Raw genomic sequence first — 23,952 nt, 5'->3', positions numbered from 1 at the left:
GCGGTGAAGAAATTCTATTTTCCGCAGTCCGGCTTCCCCTCTGCCGGAGCGGAGGATTCCGACCGTTTGTCGCTGATGGTGCTGCCCTGAGGGAACAGCGTCATCGGCAGTTGGAGTCGTGAGGGCAGCGGCGCGCCTTCATCCGCCCATTTCAGCAGGCGGATCAGCGCTTCTCCCATTTCCACATGATTGAAATCGTAGGTGTCGAGCGGCAGATGACTTTCCATGCCGCTGCGGCGGATGAAGGTTACGATGCTGAGTTCCTCCGGAATCTTCAGTTTCAAGCTCTGTGCGAGGAGGCTGATTTCCACCGCCATCGCCCGGTTGGCGACAAAGAGCAGGATGGGGGAGGGCTGTTCTCCGTTGCGGAGTTTCTGCAGAAGATGCTCCACCTCACCGCAGAGATTCAGCCGGCGGTTCCACGGCAGAGGCGGCGGGAGCGGCACTCCGCAGGCGGCCAGCGCGGCGGCACAGCCCTGATACCGTTCCTGGAAGTGCTCCATCCAGCCCGGCTGTTCTCCGGTTCCGGTGATGAAGCGGGCGGATTTGTAGTGCCGGGAGTTGCAGTAGAGAACACCGGCAGAGTAACCGCCGCGGAAATTATCGGGAGTTACCGTCGGATTCTGCCGGTCCGACCGCATTCCGTAACAGACTACGGGAACCGGTCCGGGCGGCGTGAAATCTTCTGACACCGCATGCACGATACCGACCGCATTCCGGTCACTCCGGGCGTGGCGCAGCGCGGATTCACTGAACGGAGCCTCCCTGACACTCCAGTTGCACGCTTCGGCTCCACGGCGCAGGACCGCCAGTACATCGTTGTGATAGGGGCTGATGGTGGGGGCATTGCAGTGGAGAAAATAGAGTACGCGGTTCCGTCTGCCGCTGGCCTTCAGGCGCCAGGGCAGTTTCCCGGCAACCCGGGTTCCGCCGCCGGCGTTTGCGGTCAGAACTCCCGCCGCCACAAGTTCACGCACTGCGGCGGCGGCCGTGGTGTGTCCGACCCGGAAGAGGCGTGCCAGTTCGCGGACGGTGGCAACGCGTTCTCCGGGAGGATATTTCCCCGCGGCGATCTCTTCGCAGAGGAACTCCTTGAGCTGCGAAGAGAGTTTTTTTCTCTCAAGCTTCATACTGGGGAAAATAGCATAACTTGTTATGATTTCAATAACAAATTGGCGGGAAAATCTCTTTTTTCCGCTTTTTTTCGAAAAATTTTGTCGGGGAGTGGTTTTTCCGGAAAAACTTTATGGTATAATAAATGGGGAAACCGGGAAATACTGCAATGGGAAATCTGAATGAAGCCGATTTTACTGATTGACATCGATGATACGCTGCTCGTTTTTCGAATGGTGCCGGGAATTTGCCATTCGACTTCAAGTCTGGCGACGGTCATCCGGCGTTATGCCGTGGAGGAGCGGGGCATGCCGGAAGCGGAGAGCATGGCGCGAATGGAGGCGGTCCAGGCGCGAATCAAGTGGTGGAGCTGGAGCGATTTTCTTGAAGAGTTTCATTTTGAACCCGGCCCGTTCTGGGAGTATGCGCGGGAAGTCGAATCGCACTACCTGATCCCGGCGGAACCGGGACTCCCGGAGACGTTGAAGCGACTGCGTGAAGCGGGTTGTTCGCTCTATATTACCAGCAACAATCCGGAGGATGGAATCCGGCACAAGCTCCGTCTGGCGGGGATTTCCCGGCCGGAGGAGCTTTTTGACGGTTTTTTCAGTGCGACGCGGTTGCGGGCAATGAAGGCGGAGGTCGGTTACTGGCAGAAGGTGATCGAAGCAATCGGAGCACCGCTGGAACAATTGTGTCCGGTGGGCGACAATCCCGATGATGACTGCCGGATTCCGGCGCGCGCGGGGATCCGGAACAGTTTTCTGCTGAGACCACGGAATTCGTCGCAGCGTCTGCCTGCCGGATGCCGGGTGGCCGAAAGTTTCCGCGCCGTTGAAGAATATCTGCGGGGCGCTCCGGCGAGTGGAACCGGAAAGGAGGTTGTCAGATGAATTACGATGCTCATGCGAATATTTTTTGGGGAGCTCTTCGCGCTCTTCCGGAAAAGTACTGCCGCCTCCCCGGTGTTCCGGAGTCTCTGCCGGCTCTGGCGGCGAACTATCCGGATCTTTTTGATGATCCGACCCGCAGCGAAGAGAGCAAGAATGCTGTTGATGCCGAGTGGAGGAGGTTTATCGATTTCCCGCCGGAACGTGCCGGGGCGGCGCGGCTTCACTTCTTCCCCGGCCCCATGGATCGTCAGGTGGAACGCATCGGACTTTACCGGTGTATGCTGGAACGGATTGTCCATTCGTTGCAGGAGCGGAATTTCACTGCATTCATCAAACATGCCGGTTGTCTGAGCCATGCCATGGGGGACGCGGTCCAACCGGCTCACATTACGCCGGACCCCAACAATTTTCTTCTGAGTCAGATGCTTCCGGTACCGGAGGATCCCCAATTGCTTGATTTTCACTATCATACCTCGGTAGAGGCGGTGACCGGAACCTGTGGAACGCTTGCTGAACCGAAACTCTTAGGGGTTTCCATTGAAGAGGCCGCCTGGAGGCTCTCAGTTGATGTCTTGCTGGCAATCCGTCACTGCCGACGCTATATCATACCGACGGTGGAGGCGTTGTTCGCTCATGACACCGGCCGTGCAGAACAGTTGGCGGCAGGACCGGTGACTGTGGCGGCTCAGCTGACGCTGGATGCGCTTTTCTCCGCTATTCTGATTGCAGAGAAGCGGGTCGGAAAACTGCCTCCTGTGGATTTGCGGCTGATTCCTCCTGCCGCGGAACGACACGATCTGGTTTACGGCGGCGCAATTCTGGACGGCAACAAAAAAATGCCTCCCAACAATGTGCCGGTGACACCGGGCGCGCTTCGGGTCGGCGGGAAAATCGTGCATCTTCCGGGGCTCGGGGTGTTGCCGCACAGCGGAATGCAGTTTGACCGGAGCTGTTATATGAGCTGGATTCTGCCGGCTGGAGTTTTCCGGTATTTTACAGCGCTGGCCGGGCTTCATGCTGAAATAGGCACAGGAGGTGCAGTTGCCTTTTCGGTCCTTCTGGATGGAAAAACAGTTTGGAATTCCGGGCGGATGACTGCGGAAATGGAGGCGTGGAACGTTGAGATCCCGCTGGGAGAGGCCACTGAACTTACGCTGCGGACAGATGACGCGAATGAGGGAAAATGTTTCTGGAACAACAATGCTTACTGGGGCCGGCCGCAGTTGCACCGGTCACCGGAAACGGAGCAGGAAAAATGAGACGTTGTATTAACCATCGATTCTCGCTGATTGAATTGCTGATCGTAATCGCGATCATCGCGATTCTGGCCGGACTGCTGTTGCCGTCCCTCTCTTCCGCAAGGGAAAGTTCCCGACGGATCTCCTGTACCTCGAATCTGAAGCAGATTGCCCAGGCAAATGCTTCCTATATCAATGACCACAACGGCTATTTTGGAGAAATCGGTTATATGGTCCTGAGCTCGGATTGGAACAGTATCAATACCGCTTATCTGACAGACTGGAATGTGTTCTGCTGTCCCTCCGATGCAGTTGAACGGGTGGACTGGGGCGGAACGAAACGTTGTTCTTACTCAATGAACCGCTGGCTGACCGGAGTTTACAGTATCCGGGAAGCGGCGCTGCCGGTTCCGACGGTTCACGCAAGCCGGAGTGAGCGCGGAAAATACACTGCCCACGTCAGTGACATCGGCCGGACACGTCAGGGATATTCCGGATTGATGTCGTTTTCTGAATATCATGCTGAGCAGAATGTGTTCCATGTGGGTGCCGCCGGCGGTGGGTCGGCCGGATTTTCCTCCGTCATCGCTACGGCAGGTGATGTCTATGTGGATGCTCGACCGCTCTTCATTCACCGTGACAGTGGCTGTTACGCGTACGCCGATGGACACGCCGGGTATTTGAATGCTCCTGCTCTGTGGGGAAAACTGGGGATTGCATGTGACTTGCGTCCTTCTCTCAGCGGAAGTGTTTCTCAGCTGATTTTTGAGAATTACACGGTTCGTCCGATATTGAAATAAAGGAAAAGGAGTGAAAAATGTTACGTTGGTCTCTGCTGCTCACCTGTTGTGCTGTCATCTGTTCCGGGGCGGAACCGGCATCGGAAAATTTATTGCCAGCCGGGAATTTTTCCGCTGGTATCGCGCCAGGAAAAACGTTACCGTCCGGTTGGGAGGTCTCCCCTTATGCCCTCCGCTCACACGTTTCGCTGGAACAGGGAGAAAAAGGGACCTTCCTGAAAATTGCCAGTCCCGATCGTCCGGCGGCTCTGTATGCCGCGGTCAGACTGCCGGTGAAACCGGAGTGGAAACGGATCCTGCTGGTTGCTGAGATGGCTGCTCCGGAGTTGAAACCGGGGCCGGAGGCATGGAACAATGCCCGGATTTCCGTGACGTTTCTCGATGCGACAGGCAAGACGATCGGATATGGTTCCGCGTTGGAGTTGAAAGCTCCAGAGCCGGAATTCCGTGAGATCCGGGTGGAAAATGCGATTCCAACCGGCAGTGCGGTTATCCTGTTGCAAGCCGGATTGTTCAAGGCACAGGGAATTGTTCTGCTCAAATCGTTGCAGGTGGTTCGACTGGGTGGAGAATGATGAAAATGTCCCGTTTTTCTCTTCTTCTCTTCATGTTATTTCCATTGATTTCGCTTGCGAACCTTTTACCGGAGGGGGAGTTTACCACGGCGAAAACGAACCGGGAAGGGTTGCCGTCTGGCTGGGAGGTCTCTCCTTATGCGCTTCGTACCCGGGTTTCGATGACGTCAGTGGAGAAGGAGACTGTGGTTCGCATAGGCAATTCCGATGCGGCACAGGCGATCTACCTCGGCCGTCTGCTCCGGTTGCAACCCGAGTGGAGGCGTCTCCGCACTTCGGTTGTTTTTTGCGCGCCGGAGCTGAAACCCGGTGCCGAACCGTGGAATACCGCCCGGGTTTCCCTGACGTTTCTGGATGCCGGAGGAAAAGTTATCGGATACGGCAATGCTCCGGAATTGAAGACGGCATCACCACAGTTCCAAAAAGTTGTTACAGAAAGCCCCGTTCCGACTGGAGCCGCTTCGGTACGATTTCAAGTCGGGTTGTTCAAGGCGTGCGGAGTTTTGCTGGTCAAGTCCATTTCGGTGGACGCTCTGGATCAGAAATTGCTTCTGGTGGCATCTGATACGGATGCTCTATGCTGGGGAAAAGAACCGGTCATTGAGCAAGGCGGGGTTCGGGGAGAAATTGTTTTAAACGGAATCTGGCGCTTTGCTCCTGGGGAAAGAGATGGTTCGGCAGATGACTCTGCGGAATGGGGACTCTGCCGGGTTCCTGGATTGTGGCATGCCGATTACTGGGGCAGACCGGAATGCGCTGTCATTGTATCCGGCAACGGTCCTGCCTGGAAGAATCTTGCACTGAACCGGCTTGACCGTGCACGGTTCCGGCGGAGTATCACTTTACCGGAAACATGGAAAAATCGTCGGATTTTTCTGCGGCTGGAACGGGTTTCCACGGATGCGGAACTCCGGGTCGATGGAGAATATGCCGGGAAAATCGACTGGCCGGGGGGTGAACTCGACATCACTCCTTTTCTGGAGGCGGGGAAAAGGGCGGAGCTGGAACTGCTTGTGACTGCTTCCGGCGGAGGGCGGAACGAAGTGGTGCTGGATGCCGGTCATTCCGTCGAGGTGGATCGGCCTCTGGCGGCACGCGGCATTCCCGGCGACGTATTGCTTGTTTCCCGTCCTGGCGGAATTCATATTGACGGTGTGTTTATCCGCACGGACACCCGTTCAAAACAAATTTCGGTGGATGTGGAGATTACCGGGGTTGAGAAGAGCGGTCCAGCTCAGTTCCATTTCCGCATTCTTGATGCTGCCGGGAGATGTGTCAAGGAGTTTTCCGGGGAACGATCGCTGAATCGCGGCGGTTTGCAGAGTGTTACCTTGGCGGATCACTGGGAGAATCCGATCCTGTGGGATGTCGGGCAGCCGTATCTCTACACGCTGGAGAGTGTGCTCCGCATAGACGGTGTGACGCGGGATGTGTTTCGGGAACGATTCGGATTCCGCGACATCCGAATCGCGGGCCGGGATTTTCTGCTTAATGGAAAGAAGATTCGCTTTCGTCCGACATTGCCATTTCACGAGGTGGCGGTTGGCGGATTCCGTTCCGCCATTGCGGCGCAGATCGACGGTTTTCTGGCCAGCCATTTCAACCTTGCTGAACTCTGGCCGAACGACCATTATGAACGTGGCCGCATCATCGCCCGGAAAGCGTGGGCTGACATTGCCGATGAAAAAGGCTTTCTGCTGATGTATCCTGCTCATACGGCTACGGCTTACGTGAGACAGTGGAAGAGTCCTGCGGTGAAGGAACGCTGGCGTCGGGAGCTGGTCCGGCAATGGAAGGAGATTCGCAACAACCCATCTGTTATTCTATTGGCGGCAACCCCTAACCGGTATGCACATATCGACGATCAGAATCCGAGGCGTATCGGAAACCGCCGGGCGCTGGAGGGCGATGCGGCATGGCAGCGTTTTACCGCTCCTGCCCGCGAACAACTGCAGGTGATCCGGGCAATGGATCCCTCCCGGCCGGTGGCGATGCATTCCGGCGCCAATCTCGGCGACTTTCAGGCGTGTAATTTCTATTTGAATCTGCTGCCGCTTCAGGAACGGGAGGAGTGGTTCCGCTTCTGGGTGAAATCCGGGGATATGCCTTTTATGGCGGTGGAATTCGGTACTCCTTTCAGTTACAACTTCTTTCGAGGCCGCAACGGTGCATTTGGCGCTCCTGCTTCCGAACCGTTGCTGACGGAATTCTGTGCCGCCAGCCTCGGAGAGAAAGCATACGAACTGGAACGGCCGCAATACCGCAAAATGATCCGCAGTTTCTTTGTGGAAAAACAGCAGTATCGCTGGATGCAGTCACATCCGGAGATCGTGTATGCTCCGGCGGCGCTTGAATTACAATCTTTGTTTATTCGCAATACATTACGTTCATTTCGAAGTTGGGGAGTTTCCGGAGGCGTGATCCCGTGGGAATGGGGCGCCGGCTGGCAGATGAAGAGCGGGCGTCGTCCGCTGCCCGCATTTCGACCCGGCGACCGGGGCTGGTTTCAACGGGAGGCCGACCTGTTCATATTCGGCCTGAAAGACGGGGCTGAAATAACACTGCCGGGTTGCGAACTGCAGGCGGTAAATACCCCTCTGTTGATGTATATCGCGGGGGAGATCCACTCCTTCACGGAAAAAGGACATCACTATTACAGTGGTGAAAAGCTCTGCAAATCGATCGCGCTCTGCAATGACGAACGGTCGAAACAGGAGTATCGGCTTTCGTTCGAGATTGTCGTGAACGGAAAAACGATAGCCGACGGCCGGCTGACAGGAAGTGTTCCGGTCGGGGAAAGTATTCTTCTGCCGCTGGAGACTGAGTTGCCGGAAACCGCTGCCCGCACATCGGGTGTGATCCGGGTGAAGGGAAAATTCGGCAAAGGTGATGTCTTCGATGAATTCCATTTTTCCGTTTACCCGGTTATTCGTGAAAAAATGGCGAATGAGGTACTTCTCTTTGATCCACGAGCAGCCGTACGGCGGGATTTTCTCCGTTTGAATATTCCATTTCGGGAGTGGAAGGGGGAAGCTGCCGCAGGGAACGTATTGGTCGTTGCGCAGGGAGCGCTGAATGAGCCGTTACCGGGAGCTCTGGATGGTTTTGTCCGTTCGGGCGGCCGGCTGTTGATTCTCGGGCAAACCGGTGACGTGTTGATGGATGCTGGCAAGTTCCGGATATCCCGCCATGTCTCCCGACGCTTCTGGCCGGTTGCCACGCAACGGAATCACCCGATACTCTCCGGAATCGATGCCGGGGAACTCTGCAACTGGCGGGGAGCCGGAACTCTTCTGCCGGAGGAGTCCGGGACTTCGATCGCATGGCCCAAAGCTTCTCTGCCTTTCGGCTGGCATGTGAGCAATCAGGGCAGCGTGGCGTCGATCGCGGTAGAAAAGCCGCATCACGGTTCCTGGACTCCGCTGCTGGAAGGGGAGTTTGACCTTGCTTATACGCCGCTGATGGAGAAAACTCTTGGCTCCGGGCGGGTGATTTACTGTTCGCTCGATCTTACGGAGCGGACACAGCCGGATCCGGTTGCGGACCGGTTTCTGTTGCGGATTCTGCATTATCTGGCGACGGCTCCCGTTGCCCGCCCGGGAATGCGTGCCAGTTACATCGGCGGGGAGAAGGGGGCGAAACTTCTGACGGAGATGGAGGTGGATTTTACCATTGCCGACCGGCTGCCGGAGTCAGGGTTGGTAATTCTTGGAGAAGGAAACCGGGTCCGCGATATTGAGCTGGAGCAATTTCTCCAGTCCGGCGGCCGTGTTATTCTGATTGAACGGGGGAGTGTTCCGGAACGTTTCGGATTCCGATTGGAAAAAAGCCAGTTTTCCAATCGGATGAAAATACCGGACTGGCCGGAAGTCGCAGGTTGTTCTGTTTCGGAGTTCCGTTCCCGGACGGATGTTGACGCGGTGCTTTTCCTGTCGGATTGTCCTTTGCTGCAGCGGTACCGGGCCGGGAACGGTTCGGCGGTTGCCCTTGCTCTGCTGCCGGATGAGCTAGCCGTGGAAAAGAATACCTATTTACGTTTTACCTCCTGGCGGTTACGGCGTCTGCTGGCACAGCTGATCGCCAATTCCGGTGGCCGTTTCCTGCGCGAAGATGCTTTGTTGAACGGCGGAACCCGCGGACCGGCCTCTCTGCCGCTGGCCGGAACATGGCGGATGATGGTGACTCATCCGCTGTCGAAGGCGCAGACGCCACAGCAGGCGCATGAGGATCCCGGCGATGCCGGCTTGGCGAAAGGGTTTGCTCAAGGCGGATTTGACGACTCCACCTGGCGGAAAATTTCTCTGCCAGGCAAGATCGAGGACCTCGGAGGAGAACTTGCCGAATTTGATGGAGTTTTCTGGGTTCGTCGGAAAGTCTGGATTCCCGCTCAATGGCGGGGCGAAGAGATCGTATTGGATCTCGGTGTGGTCGATGACTGCGACGTCACCTTCTGGAATGGCAGAAAAATCGGTGAAATATCGAAGAAAACTCCCCATTTCTGGGAGCTGAAACGCAGTTATCCGGTTCCTGGCGAATGGATCCGGTTCGGCGAGTGGAATACGATCGCAATCCGGATTTTTGACCACTTCGGCAGCGGCGGTATTGTTGCCACTCCCGATCAGTTCCGGGTCAGGCGGGTGATTCGTGATGTATATGATCCCGACTATCGCCGGGATCATGAACTTGGCGATGATCCTTTCCGCTACCTGCGTTGGTAGGAGAAAGAATTTCTCTGTACAGAAGAGGTATGTCCGAAATGCCGGGCTGCGAATGACGCATGGCTTTCCAATATGCTGAATACAAAAGAGCTGTCGCAAGCTTGATAGAAGTTGGCGACAGCTCTTTTTTTTGTGTGCCGGAATTTCCGGCTTTTTTGCGAAGGCGGAATTACGCCTTGCTGACGCGCTCGGCGTACTCGCCGGTGCGGGTGTCGATCTTGACGATGTCGCCCTGGTTGATGAAGAGCGGCACCTGGATCTCGTAGCCGTTGTCGATCTTCGCCGGCTTGGTGACGTTGGTGGCGGTGTCGCCGCGGACGCCCGGCTCGGTCTCGACGATCTCCTTCTCGATGAAGGTCGGCAGTGTGATTTCAATCGGCTCGCCGTTGAAGAGGACGAAGTTGCAGAGGCTGTCCTCGATCAGGAAATAGGCCTGCTTGCCGAGGGTTTCCGCCGAGACCGCCATCTCTTCGTAGGTGTTCGGATCGCTGAAGATGTAGTGGTGCCCGTCGAAGTAGGAGTAGTACATCTCCCGCTCTTCGAGGTCCGGCTTCTCGATCTTGTCGGTCGGCCGGTAGGTCTTCTCCATGCCGGAGCCGTTGATCAGGTTCTTGAGTTTGCAGCGGTAGAGCGCGGTGCCCTTGCCCGGCTTGCAGAAATCGAACTCGGTGATGACCCACGGGGCGCCGTCGATCTGGATCTTCAGCCCTTTTTTCAAATCGGATGCGCTGAACATGTTTTACTCACTCCTTGAGAAACTGTGGTTTCTGTTTTATTCCGAATGATAACCGAATAATATACACCCGTGGCGCATACTTTTCAAGAGCCGGCGCCGGATCGGAGACTTGTTTCCGGCGGCACGCGTGATATATTATGCGGAAGCATCTGTTTGTCCAAATCAGTTTTGAGGGAAAAATGAGCCAGGAAAGCCGTGTCAATCTCGAAGTGAACTTAAATACTCTGGCGGAGAATTTCATGGAGATCCGGCGGCGGGTCGCTCCCTGCCGGCTGATGGCGGTGCTCAAGGCGAACGCCTACGGACTCGGCGTTCTGCCGGTGGCCGAAGTGGTGAAATCCGCCGGTGCATGCGCCTTCGGCGTGGCCGAAATCAACGAGGCGCTGGAACTTGCTCCGCTCGGACTGCCGGTCCAGATCCTCGGCAATCTGCTGCCCGACGAGATCGCCCCGGCGGTGGAACACGGCATCGTCTGCCCGCTCAACGACCTGGAGATGGCCCGGAAGATCAGCGCCGAAGCGGTGCACCAGAACCGGCGCGTGCGCTGTGCCGTCACCGTCGACTCCGGCATGGGGCGGCTCGGCATGCCCGCGGAGAACGCCGCGGAGCAGATCCTCGCCATGCGCGGTCTGCCCAACCTCGAGATTCAGGGAATCTATTCGCACTTCTCCAGCGCCTTCTGGCGCTACGACGACTACAGTCTCGGCCAGCTCGCCGCCTTCAAGGTGCTGCTCGCCCAGCTGGCGCGGGAGGGAATGACCTTCCCCGACATCCATATGGCCGCGAGCGACGCGCTCAACAACTTCCCCGAGAGCACGCACGCCCCCTTCACCATGGCGCGGTGCGGCATCAACATGTACGGCTACTACGACAACGAGGTGCGCCAGTCGATGCGCCTCTCGCCGGTGGTCGAACTCAAAACCCGGCTCGCCGCCGTGCGGGTCCTCGCGGCGGGCTCCTGCATCGGCTACGGCCGGATGCACCGGCTGGCCCGTCCGACCCGGGTCGGCACCATCGCCGCCGGGTACGCCGACGGACTGCCGCTGGCGCTCTCCAACCGGGGCTACGTGCTGGTCAACGGCGAACTCTGCCCGGTGCTGGGGCGCATTTCGATGGATTACACCACCATCTCTCTGGAGAACGCGCCGGAGGCGAAACCGGGCGACGAGGTGGTCTGCATCGGCCGTCAGGGGGACCGCTTCATTCCGTTCGAAGAGTGGGCGCAGCTCAAGGGAACCCACGTCTACGATCTGCTCTGTTCGATCGGCATGCGGGTACACCGCCGCTATCTCGGGCGCTGAGAGGTGCCCGGAACACCGCCCCTAGCCGGGAATTTTCCGGCGCGGGATTGAATTTTTCCGTCAGGGGGGGTAAATTAAGGCGAGACAATCAGATACGGATTTTTCATGCGTACATTTTTCTGTGAAACCATCCCTGCGCCGGGCGAGGCGGCGGAGCTCGAAAAGAGCGAGTTCGACCACCTCTTCCGGACCCTCCGGGCGGCGCCGGGCGACGAGGTTGCGCTCTTCGACGGGTGCGGTCTCGTTGCCGTTGCCCGGGTGGAACCCCGCCGGACGCTGGTGATTCAGGAGCGTCGCCGCGAACCGGAGCCGGCAAGGCGGCTCCATCTCTACTGCGCGGTGCCGCGCCGGGCGAAGTTCGATGTGCTGCTCAAGCAGGCGGCGGAACTGGGGGTCTGGTCGATCCGTCTGCTCCACTGCGAACGGTCGGTGGCGCAGCCCGAGGGGAGCGGACGCTGGGAAACTCTGCTCCGCGAAGGGTGCAAGCAGTCGAAAAATCCGTTTCTCCCCCGGATTCTGCCGATGGTGAAGCCGTCGGAGGCGCTGGAGGAGATCCGGGCTCGGAAGATCCAGGCGTTTTTCGGCGCGGTCGACGCCGGAAAGGCTTCACCCCGGGAGGAGACCGCCGGGGGCGATTTCGCCTGGCTGGTCGGCCCGGAAGGGGGATTCACTCCGGAGGAGGAGCAGGCGTTTCTCGCCGCCGGGGTCCGCGGGCTCAACCTCGGCCCCTACGTGCTCCGGCTGGAGACGGCGGCGGTTTGCGGACTTGCGGTGCTCCGGCAGCGGATGGCCGGGGAGGCGGAGCGATGAGAGCGATTGTCCTTCTGCCGCTCCTTCTGCTGTTCTTCGTCGCCGGATGCGGCGACGGGGACATTCGCCGGGATCCTCTGATGGTGCAGGGCGACCGCAGCCGCCGGGAAGGGGATGCCGAGGCGGCGGAACGGTTCTACCGGCGGCTGGTCGAACGCCGTCCGGATGCGCCGGAGGCGAATCTCGCGCTGGCGACCCTTTACGACGAGGCGCTGGCCGATCCAGCGGCGGCGCTCTACTTCTACCGGCGCTATCTGGCGCTGGCGCCCGACTCCTCCGACCGGCAGACGGTCGAAGGGTACTGCCGGATGGCGCGGGCGAAGCTCCTGCGCGAACTCTCGCGCGAAGAGCTGCCGTCGCCTCCGGCGGATGAACTGGAGCGGCTGACGCAGGAAAATGCCGCGCTGCGCCGTCAGATCGGTTTTCTCAAGCGTTACATCATGGACCGGCAGAAGGCGCAGGTCCGGAGTGCGGCTCCGGCCGCTCCCGTCGCGCCGCCGTCTCCGGCCCGGCCCCAGCCGGTGGAGACGGAGCAGTTCTATACGGTCCGGGCCGGGGATACGCCGGGGGGAATCGCCCGCCGCTTCTACGGCTCGGCCTCGAAATACCGGCTGATTCTGGAGGCGAACCAGCTGAACAGCGCCACCGGTCTGCGGGTCGGGCAGACGCTGCGGATTCCGCCGGCGCGGTAGGATGAATTTGCGGAGAGAGAGTATGAAGAAAGTTGTCATGACGATGCTGACGGCGGCGCTGTTCGCGGCGGCGGGGTGCGCTCTGATGGGGCCGGAGTATGTGGAGCCGGCGGAGTATGATCTGGCTCAGCCGCCGTCGGAGGAGATTGCGCCGCTGCCGGTGCCGGTGCGCTTCGGCGTGTTCCGGAACGTCTCCGGCGCGGACCGGCGTTTTCTGGTCCGGGAGGAGAACGACCGGATGCTGACCGACGAGTACAACCGCTGGCTGGTCAGCCCGGAACTGCTGATCGAACGGCGGCTCCGGGCGGCGATGCCGGACCCGGAAGAGGTGCGCGGCAACAGTGAAGTGGTTCGATTGAGCGGCACCGTCTACCGGTTCGAATTCGACCGGAGACGGAAGCGGGCGGTGGTCGGCGTGAACTATTCGGCCCGCCTCTCCGACGGCGGCCGGCTGGAACGGGATGCATTTTATGAGGTTCCGATGCGGGACGATTCTCCCGCGACGGCGGTTCAGGCCATGTCGGCGGCCGTGGAGAAGTCGGCCGCCGCCGCCAGAATGCTGGTGCAGGAGCTGCTGAAAGAGGCGGGGGAGAAGGCCCCGGCTCCGGAAACGAACGAAACGAAGACGAAATAACAGTCAACACATAAAGCGGCCGCCCTCGCGGCCAACGGGAGAGCAAGAGAATGGAACATCTCAACGTACCGCCAGCCAATCATGTGAAAGTCCTCGACGGCCAGGGATGGGTCGGCCTGATCGATCACCTCGGCACGGAGACGACGATCGTCAACGCCGCCCGGGTCTCCTTCGGCAAGCTCAAGCAGACGATGGATGAGCGCGATATCGGGCTTCTGAACTACCTCATTGAAAACCGCCACACCAGCCCGCTCGAGCATGTCGTTTTCACCTTCAGCGTGCACTGCCCGCTCTTCGTGCGGGGGCAGTGGCACCGCCATCGCACCTGGAGCTACAATGAGATTTCGCGCCGCTACACCCAGATCGACATGGAGTTCTACACCCCCGGCACCCTCCGCCGCCAGTCGGAGGACAACCGGCAGGCCTCCTATTTCGACCCCTCGTTCGGCGGCGAGGAGCTCAAGGCGGAGATCGACGCGCACAACCGCGCCAGTTTGAAACTTTACGAGCATCTGCTGGAGTCGGGCGTCTGCCGCGAACAGGCGCGCGGCGTGCTTCCGCAGAACATGATGGTCACCTTCTGGGGCACGGTTGATCTCGGCAATCTGCTCCACTTCCTCGAACTGCGCGACAGCGATCACGCCCAGTCGGAGATCCGCGAATACGCGAAGGCGATCAAGACGCTGATCAAGCCGATCGTGCCCAATGTCGCCGCCTACTTCATGAAGAAAGGGCAGGAGTGGTGACGATGAAATCCGACCTGCCGGTCATCGCCGTGACGGCGGGGGATCCCGCCGGAATCGGTCCGGAACTGGCGGTGCGCGCCGCGGCCGATCCCCGGTTCGCCGGGCGGGTGAAGTTCCGCCTCTACGGCGAACCGTCGATCCTCGCGGAGGCGGCGAAACGGTGGAGCGGCGGCCTCCTGCCGGAGGTCTGCGCCGCCGGAACTCTTCCCTTCGCGGAGCTGACGATCGGGGAAGCCTCGGCGCGTTGCGGCAGACTCGCCTACGACGCGCTGACCATGGCGACGCTCGACGTTCTCGCCGGGAAGGCGGGGGCGCTGGTCACCGCCCCGATGAACAAGTATTCGGTCAACCTGGCCGGAATCCCCTTCACCGGGCACACTGAACGGATTGCCGAGCTGTGCGGCACCCGGAATTTCGTGATGATGCAGTCGGCCGGAGATCTGCGGATGGTCTTCGTCACCACCCACATTCCGCTGGCGGAGGTGCCGCGGCAGGTCACCTTCGAGCGGATCGTCGACGTGACCCGGCTGCTGGATCAGGTGGTCCGGCGCGAAGGGGTCGCTCATCCGCGGCTCGCCGCCGCCGCCCTCAATCCGCACGCCGGGGAAAACGGCTGTATGGGCCGGGAGGATGAGGAGACGGTCAAGCCCGCGCTCGCTGCGCTCCGGGCGGAGGGGATCGACATCGACGGGCCGTTCCCGCCCGACACGCTCTTCATCGAGGAGACCCGCCGCCGCTACGACGGGATCGTCTCGATGTACCACGATCAGGGGCACATCCCCTTCAAGATGCTCGCCTTCGACCGCGGCGTCAATTCGACGCTCGGTCTGCCTGTGGTGCGGACCAGTCCCGACCACGGCACCGCGTTCGACATCGCCTGGAAAGGGGTGGCCGACACCGGCAGTTTCTACGCGGCGATCGAACTTGCGCTCCGCCGCATCTCCTGACGCGGCCGCTCCGGAATCAGCGGCCGATCTCTTCGACCGCGTCGACCCGGTACCGGCCGGAGAGGGAGGTTGAGGCGGTGCCGTCGGCGCGCACCTCGCCCCAGTGCTCCGGATCGTTCTCCCAGCCGAAGCTCCAGCCGTCGTCGGCGTAGAGCCGGGCGGGCCGGGGCGTTTTGCCGTAAAGGCGCAACACCAGATGGTAGACCATGCCGTCGGTGACGTGGGTGACCGGCCGGGCGACCGGAACGATCGAATTTTCGCGCACCAGAATCGGCAGTGTCTCCTCGTCCGGGCGGAGGGTGACTTCGCCCTGGAACAGCTCACCGGTGTAGTAGTCGCGCCAGCCGCCTTCCGGGAGCGGGACGGTGCGCTCCTCCTCGTCGGCGGTGAAGGGGATGCAGAGCAGATTCTCCCCGGCCATCCACGCCTGATCGACCTCCCGCAGCCGGGGATCCTCCGGCCACTCCATCGCGAGCGCGCGGAACGGCGGAATCCCCCGGAAATGGTAGTCGGCGAAGGCGGCGTAGAGGCAGGGAATGAATCCCATGCGAAGTTCCAGAATCTTCCGGGTGAGCGTTTTGAGCCGGAGCTGTTCCGCCTCGGGGAGGAATTCCCCCGCGAGGTTGCGTTCGCGGACCAGCTGTCGCCACGGCGGGTGGGGCATCGACCAGATGTTCATCAGCATCTGCGGCGCGAGCACCATCGCCTGGAGGCGGCGCAGGTAGTCCCGCGGCGACTGGGCGTGGCGCAGTTCGGGGGTCCAGAGCATGCCGGAGAAGCCGCACCCGGCGACGCCGCGCAGAAAGTCCCGGTGGTCGTAGAGGTCGCTGTAGAGCACGAAGGGCATCGGCGGGGCGAAGGCGTGCGTATTGCGGACGCTCCCGCAGGTGCGGATTCCGGCGTCACGGCAGGCGTCGAGGATCGTCTGCTGATAGAGCAGCCCGAAGAGCGAGTGCATCTGTTCGCCGTCGCAGCCGGAGGGGAAGCGGGAACACTCCGGGAACGACCATGGACTGCGGATGAAGTCGGAGTTGTCGCACTCGTCGAGCTTGAAGGAGCTGATGCCCTGCCGGGTGAACTCCTCCGCGTGATAGTCGCGGAAGAGTTTCGCCGCCTCCGGAATCGTGAAGTCGGGGACCTCCCCCTGCCACACCTCGAATTCGCCCGCATACTCCGCCATCGGTTCGTAGAGCGGCGAGGTGGGGTGGAGAAAGGCGTGTTCCCAGAGGTTGACCCGGAATCCGGCGTCGCGCAGGGAATGTATCAGCTCCCGGCGGTGCGGGAAACGCTCCTCGCTCCAGCGCAGTGAACAGGAGTAGGCGTGCGACTGCCAGCCCGGTTCCAGCCCGAGCACGTCGCAGGGAATGTTTTCCTCGCGCAGTTCGCGGGCGAGTCCGGCCACTCCGGCTTCGGTGGCGGTGCCGCAGGCGCGGTACCAGTTGCCGAGGCTCCACTCCGGCACCAGACAGCCGCCGCCGCAGAAGAGCACGTAACGGCGCACTGCGTCGAGCAGCGTGGGGCCGCTGAAGAGGTAGAGTGTGACGCCGCGGGCGGCGGGAACCTCGGCGATGACCGGGGCCGTCGCGCCGGATGAGGCGTAAAGTTCCTCCTCGGTGAGCTTGATGTCACCGGCGGAGGCGGCGGCTTTCCGGCGGGAGAAGGGGAGGTTTCCTCCGGTGTAGAATGTCGCGTAGCGGGCGGTGTCCAGCAGGACGCCGTACCCGGCGGTGGAGAAGTAGAGCGGTGCGGGTGCGTGGCTGTCGCCGGTGTCGGCGACCGGGTCGCTGTTGACCCGGAGCGTCCGCTTCTTCCCGGTCTGGCGCAGGCTTTTAAGCTGGAGTCCGAAGCCGTAGAGATCCTCGCCCGGCCGGAGCGGCAGTTCGAGGCGGCAGCCGCGGGCGGAGAGGGTGAAGCGGATCTCTTCGAGTGGGAACGGGGCGGTCTCCGGTTCCGGCAGTTCGGCGATCGCGTCGGCGAGCGGCGCTTTCCGGTAGGGCTGGGCGGAGGGGACGCAATCTTCCGGTTCGCCGAAGGTGAGCTTTCGGATACCGGGAAACGGAATTTCGCAATGCATTGCCATGAGGGATCGACTCCTGTGTTTCTGTTTTTTTCAATATATCACCGGGGATGGCTTGAAACAACTGTTTCCCGTGATAAAATATGCATGGAACAACCAGATTGAATATGGATTTCGACCATGGCGGCGGAACAGAGCAATCACGCAAAACATCGGTATCATCATGAGGGGGATTATTTTGCGGCCCGGATTCGCTCTGCCGGCAGCCGGAATTTCATGGAGGGCGATTTCTATCCATTCTATCCGTTTACGGTGGAGGAGGCGCACCGCGCCAACCGGTTTCTGTTCCGGGAGGAGTTCTGCCGGTTCATGATCGTCTCTCTGGTGCTGGAAGGGCGGCTGATGTACCGGCATGGAGAGCGCAAATATCTGCTGGAACCAGGGATGGTGCTGTTGATTCCGCCGGGGACAAGTTACTCGTTCGACACCTTTTCCACCGGGGGCTACCGCAAACTGGTCGTCGAATTCGCCGGTCCTCACCTGGAATCGATCTGCACCACGCTGGGATTGGATCGCTTCACCATGCAGTATGTCGGGGAGCCTGCGCCGCTCTTTGAGAGTATCGACACGATGAGGTCTCTGCTCGAACGCAGAGATAAAGAGGAAATTCCGGAACTGCTCGCCGCCGGATACAAGTTTCTGCTCCAGCTCTCCGGCAATCTGCGCAGCCGCCGTCGGAACGCACCCTTGCTGGCGCAGGCGCAACAGAAGCTGGAATCTGCACTCGACCAACCGCTGGAGATGAAGGAGGTCGCCGCCGAACTGGGGATGAGCCTCACCAACCTCAATCGGATTTTCCGGGAGGAACTGCACATTTCGCCGCAGAAGTATCGAAATACCTGCCGGGTGGAGCAGGCACGAGAACTGCTCTGGCACACGGATCTCTCCATCAAGGAGATCGCTGCGAAACTCGGGTATTGCAATCAGTTCTATTTTTCCCAGGAATTCCGGCGCTACACCGATCAGACGCCGACCGCCTTCCGCCGGGAATGCCGCCGGCCCTCCTGACGGTCACAGTTCAACGGGGAGGGGGCCGGGGCCGTTCCGGTCGAGCGTGCCGGAGGCGAGTTCGCATTCGAGCTCCCGGCACAGCCGCTCCCGGTCCTGCGGAAGCCTGCCGGAGAGCGGCACCGGGTTCGAGGTGTGATTGGCCCGGAACACGGTGTGGTCGAGCTCCAGACGTTTGATGAGTTCGTGCAGCTCCTCCACCGCCTCCAGCTCCGTCACCGGTTCGAAGCCGGGCGGAAACGGCAGGCCGGGAATCGGGATGAACCGCAGAGCCGAAAGCAGTCTCGGCTGCATCCGGTTGAGGGCGGCGGCGGTCCGTTCGATGTGCGGTTGACGCAGGGCGCGTCCGCCGAGGCCGATGAGCACCATCACCGAAAGGCGCAGACCGGCCGCCTGTGCCCGGAGCACCGCTTCGATCATCCCTTCGACCTGTTCGGTTTTGCCGAAGAGATCGAGCACCTCCTGCGAACCGCTTTCGAGCCCGAGGTAGAGGGTGTGGAGCCGGAGCCGGCGCAGGGCGGCGAGTTCCTCGCCGGTTCTGTTCTGAATCGAACTGCCGTTGGCGTAACTGCCGACCCGCGCCAGCGAGGGGAAGGCGCGATTCAGAGCTTCCAGATACCGTTTCAGCCGGTCGAAGGGGAGCGCCATGCAGTCGCCGTCGGCGAGAAAGACCCGCGCGGTCCCGGGATGGCGGCGTCCCGCGTCGGCGATTTCGGCCAGAACCTCCTCCTCCGGGCGGAGCCGGTAGCGGACACGCTTGTACATGCCGCAGAAACGGCAGCGGTTGTGCGGACAGCCGTATGCCACCTGAAAGATCAGGCTCCCGGCCTCCGCGGGGGGCCGGAACAGCGGTTCCTGATAGTTCACGCTTCCTGCCGCTCCAGAAGTTCCCGGTAGATGGCGAGTGCTCCGGCGCTGAAACAGCAGAAGATCACCTCTTCCGGCAGGGGACCGGACCACTCCCGCGCCGCGGTGACGGCAATTTCCGCCGCCGCCCGGGCCGGGTAGTGGTAGACGCCGGTGCTGATGCAGGGGAAGGCGATGGAGCGGCATTCCGCCTCCGCCGCCAGAAGCAGAGAATTGTTGTAGCAGTTGCGGAGAAGTTCCGGTTCGTTCCGGTCTCCGCCGTGCCACACCGGTCCGGGGGTGTGGATGATGAATCTTGCCGGGAGCCGGAAGCCCGGGGTGATTCTCGCCTCGCCGGTCCGGCAGCCGCCGAATTTGCGGCACGCCTCCAGAAGTTCCGGCCCGGCGGCCCGGTGAATGGCGCCGTCCACGCCTCCGCCGCCGAGCAGCGAACAGTTCGCCGCGTTGACAATGGCGTCGACCGCCAGAGTTGTGATGTCGCCTTCGATTGCCCGGATCATCATGGGTCGTCCTCCTGCTGGAATTTCCTGTTGCATCGATAATATATCATCGCAACGGAACGGTTTCCATCATCGGAAAAGCAGGCACGAAATTTTTCTCCTGCTCCTCCTGCTATTTCAGCACATCCTGTGCTCCCGCCGGCGGCTTCTCCGATTTGGGCAGATTACTGGTGGAGGTCACATTTGCGCCCAGCGTGAGAATCAGAACCTTGCCGTTGTGACGATAGTCGATTTTCCGCTGATTGGGCCCGGAACCCATCACCACTAATGGATCGGAGACTCCCACCCGCCACGAATCGTACTGCGCCGGTCCCAGTCCGTCGACAATATATGGAATACGCGACGGGTTTTTGAAGGAGGAAACCTTGCGAGGGGGGCAGGTTTCGTTGTCAAGATGGTTCATGCTGAAGCTGATGCCGCTGTTTATCATGTAACTGCACGGCGCCAGCTCCTCTGTCTGGGTGTCGTCATAGTAGAATTTTATGCCGCGCGGAACCGATGGACAGTGGAAAACCCGGCTGTTGTCCGAGGTGTCCCATTGTACCTGGTCAAACCGCTTGAAGATGTCGGCGTAGGCACTGTTGGCGAAGTGCCACATCGTTGCACTCCCCGCCGTTGCGCCCATCCGGTATGGTACAACGTAGTTGTCATAGCTGTCGTGGTAGAATGTCACGCCTGTGCCGTGCTGTTTGAGGTTGTTTATGCAGCTCGCCTGCCGTGCCGCCTCCCGCGCCTTGTTCAGTGCCGGCAGCAGCATTGCAGCGAGAATCGCGATGATAGCGATCACTACGAGAAGTTCGATAAGTGTAAAAATCCGGCAGGGTGCTGGTGCCGGGTTCGGGGCGGAGGAGGCGGGCTGGCCAGTGGCGGAAGCCTCTTTTTCCGGATGGGAAGAGAATGCGGTGGTGAGCAAGAGGCGATGGGACATGATGAAACCTCCATCAATGTTGAATTTTATCGGTTCATTTTCTCGAGGCCGGCCGGGGAATGTCCGGTGACAGGCGATTATCTTTTGTCGAATTCATCTCGATCTCTTTTTTTCCGGTCAGTATCGGGCGAAGACCCCTGAAATTTCCACGTTCCCGCCGGAGAGTCCGCTCTGCAGGCGGCGTTTTCCCGGAGCTCGGTCCGGATGAGTGACCAGCTCCCGGATCACCAGCCGCTCCGGCAACGCTTCAAAGTGGATCACGCTCTGCATCGTCGTCGGATTGTAATGGCTGCAGTAGCCGCCTTCGATTACAACTTCCCCGCCGGAAACGCGATGAAAGACTGCGGGAATTCCCCCCGCGGACTCTCCGCCGAACCGGTTGTCCTGCAGATAGAGTGTGCCGTAATTATCCACCCAGCGTAGATTTCGCCCGAATACATCCTGCGGAAGAGTCTTCCATTTCTGCGGGGCGAATGCGGTTGGAATCCCCAGATTGGCGATCATCACCATCCGCCCACCGCGGTTGAGGAGGAATCCGGAGTCGTTCAGCTCCGGCGTGTTATGGAACCACGAGGTGCGAAGCTCACTCTCTGCAGCATTGGTGTCCACCCCGCGTCGGCAACGGAAGAGGCAGTTGCGCAACGTAAGCCGCGCCTGGTTCGGCTCCCCGGTTTTCCCGCTCCCGGCACGGAATTCCACCGCGGTGCCGGTCTGTCCGAAGAAGGCACAGAAATCGAACTCCGCCCGCACCGGTTCATTGCCCGGCGTTTCCAGCTGTGCCGCGCTTCTGCCGCCGGAAAATTTCAGGTTTTCAAAGGTGATGTCGCGTACCGCCTTGCCGCGGAAGAAGATCTGTTCCGGATTGTCCGAATGGAGCAGCGCGACCCCGCGCCCGGCGATGCGCAGTGTCGGTGGCAGTTCGATGGTCCGATCCACGCGGTAGCGCTCTCCCGGAATCAGCAGCGTGTGCATGCCGCGCTTTGCAGCTTCATCGACCAGTTTCTGCAGTTCGGCCGACTGATCCTGTTTCAGGCCGGGTTTGAGCGTGGTTGCAGGGAGGCAGCTCTCCTCAGCTTCTGACCGGGAGCGGCGCGGCGTTTCCGGCGGAATTTCGACGGCGACGGTGCGGTCGCGGAAGGGGAGCAGCGCTTCCGGCAGACGGTTGTCGATGGAAGCGCTGTTGCCATCGAGCACGATGGAATAGTTCTCCGTCACCGGCGTGTCGCGGTAGTGGCGCAGCCGCGCCAGTCCGGCGCTCTCCGGCTCCCGCTCGTAGGAGACCGCCCGCACCGGCCGCCCGGAACGCTCCCGGACGTTGCGGACCACCATAAGATTCGGATGCGTTCCCGCCGCGATGTGGATGATTCCGTTTTCCGGCGAACCCGCTGCCCTGACGATACTGTCGGTCACCAGAATCGACCGCGGCGACCGGCGGGGGATACAATTGCTCCGCACCACGCACATCCCCCGTTCCCCGGTGTTGTCCAGGTCAAGTTTGCGGAAGGCGTAGCTGCCGGTGCTCCAGTACCCTCCTTCCGCCGTGATGGGCGGGGTGGTTTCGCTATCCCGGTCCAGTTCGAACCAGACGCTGCTCCGCCCCGGAGCCGGATCGGCCCTCCCGGTCAGTTCGTTGACCCGCACCAGTCCGCGATGGTAGAAAATCGAAGCGGCCGCCTCCCGCGCCGGAGTGACGCGGCAGTTCTCCAGAACCAGATAATCCACCTGGCTCCAGACCGCCCGGCGGCAGTCGCGGAACTCACAGCCGGTGAAAGAGACGATCGTCGAGTTGTACATCCATTTGAGATTTTCCGGCGAACGCGGCGCAAGTTGCGCCCGGCCGTCGGGCGCGCGCCGGACCGTGTACGGCGGAACCTTCTTCTGCGGAGGACTGCCGCGCAACGCCAGCGAGTCGGTCCGGAACGCCACCTTTGCCCCTTCGAAGCGGCAGCGGTCCACCGCCAGAATCGACATGTCGCCGTTGCGGGTCCACAGCCGCAACTGGCAGTTCCCGCCGCGGAAGGTCAGATTTTCGATCCGGAGCCGCCGCCCCGCGTCGAAATAGAGCAGGTCCGCCGCCGGATCTGTCTGTTCGATGACCGCTCCTGCCGCGCCGCGCAGCATGGCGATCCGTCCGCCGACCAGCGGCGAAGTGATCCGGTAGACCCCCGCCGGAAAGAACACTTCGGGCGTTCCGCTGTCGCCGATCAGGTTTCTGCGCGGTTCCCTCGGAACCAGCGGCGCCAGGCCGAACCGCCCCTTGTCCGCCGTCCGCAGCGCCGCGTCCAGCGCCCGCTGAACCGCCGCGGTATCATCGGTGTTTCCATCGCCCGCCGCTCCGAAATCACGCACATTGACCGCATGCATGGTGAGGGCGAGCATCACCGATATTACGCCGAGCTGTTGTTTCCATCTTGTCATCGTTCCTACTCTCCCATCTGGTTCGGACCAGTTTCGGTAAAAAACTTTATTTCGCAACGGGGCGGAATGCCACCAGTTCCACCGGCAGTTCGATGAACTCCACCCGGTCCGGATCGTTGTCGAGCCGGAGCGCCAGCTCGCAGGCGGAGAGTCCCATCTCGTAGTAAGGGATCCGCAGGTAGCCCAGTTCGGGCGAAATGTGCTCCATTGCGGTGCGGCAGGTGAAGGCCAGCACCTGAAAGTCGCGTCCCGGCACCCGGCCGAACTCTGCCGCAACACGCAGCAGAACCAGCGGATAGATCATCCGGTCACAGTAGAAGAGCTCCGGAAGCGGTTTCATCGCTGCAAACTCCCGGCGCAGTTCCGCTGCGGCCGAATCGATCTCCTCGCTGAGCAGGATCTCCCGGCTGTCAACAACGGCCCCCAGCTCCGTCAGCCGCTGCCGGATCAGTCCGCTGCGCATCCCGTCCGGGTGAGAACGAAGAAAAATGATCCGGCTGAATCCGGCTGACGCGAGAAAATCCCCACCCAGCCGGCAGGCTGCCTGTCGGTCGTACCGGATGCAGTTCACCCCGGGAGCGGGCGGTTCCGGACCGATCTGTATGACCGGAATCCGGTTTTTCCGCAAGTGGCGCAGATAACGGTCGCCGGTACCGCTGCAACCGAACCCGGCGGTGGAGACGATGACGGCGGCGAGCACCCCGCTGTCGCTGCGGAGCTCCGGCACCCGGCTGACCGGCAGCAGTGAGAGTTCGAGCGCATTCCGGCGCGCCCCTTCGGCAAGCCCGGAGTTGAATTCGAGAAAGCGGTTCCAGTGGATGAAGCCACGGGTGGGGTCGCCGATCGGTTCGTCGGGCAGCACGAAGACGATCCGGTGGCAGATGCCGCGCGGTGCCGGGGTGCTGCGCACAAAGACGCCGCGCCGGGGGAAGCGTTCGAGCACTCCCTCCT

The 23,952-nt window shown here is 60.9% G+C and carries 20 protein-coding genes; 12 read left to right on the top strand and 8 right to left on the bottom strand.

Annotated elements, in window-relative coordinates:
- Nucleotides 1–14: 14 nt before the first annotated feature.
- The gene (locus ACMLHG_RS15000; RefSeq protein ID WP_295812081.1) at nt 15–1,130 is read right to left on the bottom strand and encodes a substrate-binding domain-containing protein; all 1,116 of its coding nucleotides are present in this window, start codon (nt 1,128–1,130) and stop codon (nt 15–17) included.
- Between the two features lie 165 nt (nt 1,131–1,295).
- Between ACMLHG_RS15000 and ACMLHG_RS14995 the strand changes: the two genes are divergently transcribed.
- From ACMLHG_RS14995 to ACMLHG_RS14975, 5 genes are all read left to right on the top strand, one after another.
- On the top strand, nt 1,296–2,006 hold the full coding sequence (locus ACMLHG_RS14995; protein WP_417171024.1) for an HAD family hydrolase: 711 nt from the start codon (nt 1,296–1,298) through the stop codon (nt 2,004–2,006).
- Complete coding sequence (locus ACMLHG_RS14990; protein ID WP_417171023.1) at nt 2,003–3,265, top strand: NPCBM/NEW2 domain-containing protein; 1,263 nt, start codon at nt 2,003–2,005, stop codon at nt 3,263–3,265. The genes ACMLHG_RS14995 and ACMLHG_RS14990 overlap by 4 nt, the downstream gene beginning before the upstream one ends.
- Nucleotides 3,262–4,044 (top strand): DUF1559 domain-containing protein, encoded by a 783-nt coding sequence (locus ACMLHG_RS14985; protein WP_295811655.1) that lies wholly within the window; start codon nt 3,262–3,264, stop codon nt 4,042–4,044. Before ACMLHG_RS14990 ends, ACMLHG_RS14985 begins: the two co-directional genes overlap by 4 nt.
- 17 nt (nt 4,045–4,061) lie before the next feature.
- Nucleotides 4,062–4,619 (top strand): hypothetical protein, encoded by a 558-nt coding sequence (locus tag ACMLHG_RS14980; protein WP_295811649.1) that lies wholly within the window; start codon nt 4,062–4,064, stop codon nt 4,617–4,619.
- Nucleotides 4,620–4,804: 185 nt separating this feature from the next.
- The gene (locus tag ACMLHG_RS14975; protein WP_417171022.1) at nt 4,805–9,337 is read left to right on the top strand and encodes a hypothetical protein; all 4,533 of its coding nucleotides are present in this window, start codon (nt 4,805–4,807) and stop codon (nt 9,335–9,337) included.
- Nucleotides 9,338–9,506: 169 nt separating this feature from the next.
- Here the strand turns inward: ACMLHG_RS14975 and efp are convergent, their stop codons facing one another.
- A complete protein-coding gene (gene efp / locus ACMLHG_RS14970) occupies nt 9,507–10,073 on the bottom strand; it encodes an elongation factor P (RefSeq protein WP_294436661.1) in 567 nt (188 codons plus the stop codon).
- A 179-nt stretch (nt 10,074–10,252) separates the two neighbouring features.
- On the opposite strand from efp, the gene alr reads away from it, so the two are divergent.
- The 6 genes from alr (at nt 10,253) to pdxA (ending at nt 15,203) form a co-directional block, all read left to right on the top strand.
- Entirely contained in the window at nt 10,253–11,374 is a 1,122-nt protein-coding gene (gene alr, locus ACMLHG_RS14965) for an alanine racemase (protein ID WP_294436664.1), read from the top strand.
- Between the two features lie 105 nt (nt 11,375–11,479).
- Nucleotides 11,480–12,184 (top strand): RsmE family RNA methyltransferase, encoded by a 705-nt coding sequence (locus ACMLHG_RS14960; RefSeq protein ID WP_295811639.1) that lies wholly within the window; start codon nt 11,480–11,482, stop codon nt 12,182–12,184.
- A complete protein-coding gene (locus ACMLHG_RS14955; RefSeq protein ID WP_417171021.1) occupies nt 12,181–12,876 on the top strand; it encodes a LysM peptidoglycan-binding domain-containing protein in 696 nt (231 codons plus the stop codon). The genes ACMLHG_RS14960 and ACMLHG_RS14955 overlap by 4 nt, the downstream gene beginning before the upstream one ends.
- A gap of 22 nt (nt 12,877–12,898) precedes the next feature.
- The gene (locus ACMLHG_RS14950; RefSeq protein WP_417171020.1) at nt 12,899–13,510 is read left to right on the top strand and encodes an ABC-type transport auxiliary lipoprotein family protein; all 612 of its coding nucleotides are present in this window, start codon (nt 12,899–12,901) and stop codon (nt 13,508–13,510) included.
- A 50-nt stretch (nt 13,511–13,560) separates the two neighbouring features.
- Nucleotides 13,561–14,256 carry an FAD-dependent thymidylate synthase gene (thyX, locus tag ACMLHG_RS14945; RefSeq protein WP_294436671.1) on the top strand — a complete coding sequence of 232 codons (696 nt, stop codon included), beginning with the start codon at nt 13,561–13,563 and terminating at the stop codon, nt 14,254–14,256.
- 2 nt (nt 14,257–14,258) lie between these two features.
- Nucleotides 14,259–15,203 (top strand): 4-hydroxythreonine-4-phosphate dehydrogenase PdxA, encoded by a 945-nt coding sequence (gene pdxA / locus ACMLHG_RS14940; protein ID WP_295811627.1) that lies wholly within the window; start codon nt 14,259–14,261, stop codon nt 15,201–15,203.
- A 16-nt stretch (nt 15,204–15,219) separates the two neighbouring features.
- Here pdxA and ACMLHG_RS14935 read toward each other — a convergent pair whose 3' ends face one another.
- Nucleotides 15,220–17,283, bottom strand: coding sequence for a TIM-barrel domain-containing protein (locus tag ACMLHG_RS14935; protein ID WP_417171019.1), 2,064 nt, complete (start codon nt 17,281–17,283; stop codon nt 15,220–15,222).
- Nucleotides 17,284–17,400: 117 nt separating this feature from the next.
- On the opposite strand from ACMLHG_RS14935, the gene ACMLHG_RS14930 reads away from it, so the two are divergent.
- Nucleotides 17,401–18,288: a helix-turn-helix domain-containing protein gene (locus ACMLHG_RS14930; protein WP_417171018.1), complete on the top strand. Its 888-nt coding sequence runs from the start codon at nt 17,401–17,403 to the stop codon at nt 18,286–18,288.
- 3 nt (nt 18,289–18,291) lie between these two features.
- Here the strand turns inward: ACMLHG_RS14930 and ACMLHG_RS14925 are convergent, their stop codons facing one another.
- From ACMLHG_RS14925 to ACMLHG_RS14905, 5 genes are all read right to left on the bottom strand, one after another.
- Nucleotides 18,292–19,155 carry a radical SAM protein gene (locus tag ACMLHG_RS14925; protein ID WP_417171017.1) on the bottom strand — a complete coding sequence of 288 codons (864 nt, stop codon included), beginning with the start codon at nt 19,153–19,155 and terminating at the stop codon, nt 18,292–18,294.
- Complete coding sequence (locus ACMLHG_RS14920) at nt 19,152–19,658, bottom strand: O-acetyl-ADP-ribose deacetylase (RefSeq protein ID WP_417171016.1); 507 nt, start codon at nt 19,656–19,658, stop codon at nt 19,152–19,154. Before ACMLHG_RS14920 ends, ACMLHG_RS14925 begins: the two co-directional genes overlap by 4 nt.
- A 109-nt stretch (nt 19,659–19,767) precedes the next feature.
- The gene (locus ACMLHG_RS14915) at nt 19,768–20,583 is read right to left on the bottom strand and encodes a DUF1559 domain-containing protein (protein WP_417171015.1); all 816 of its coding nucleotides are present in this window, start codon (nt 20,581–20,583) and stop codon (nt 19,768–19,770) included.
- 117 nt (nt 20,584–20,700) lie between these two features.
- Nucleotides 20,701–23,001, bottom strand: a complete 2,301-nt coding sequence (locus ACMLHG_RS14910; RefSeq protein ID WP_417171014.1) for a glycosyl hydrolase family 28-related protein — start codon at nt 22,999–23,001, stop codon at nt 20,701–20,703.
- Nucleotides 23,002–23,047: 46 nt separating this feature from the next.
- Nucleotides 23,048–23,952: substrate-binding domain-containing protein (locus ACMLHG_RS14905; RefSeq protein WP_417171013.1), on the bottom strand; the 905-nt coding region annotated here is incomplete at its 5' end.

The organism is Victivallis sp., assembly GCF_048170485.1.
GTDB lineage: Bacteria > Verrucomicrobiota > Lentisphaeria > Victivallales > Victivallaceae > Victivallis.
This window is presented reverse-complemented; position numbering and strand designations above follow the sequence as displayed.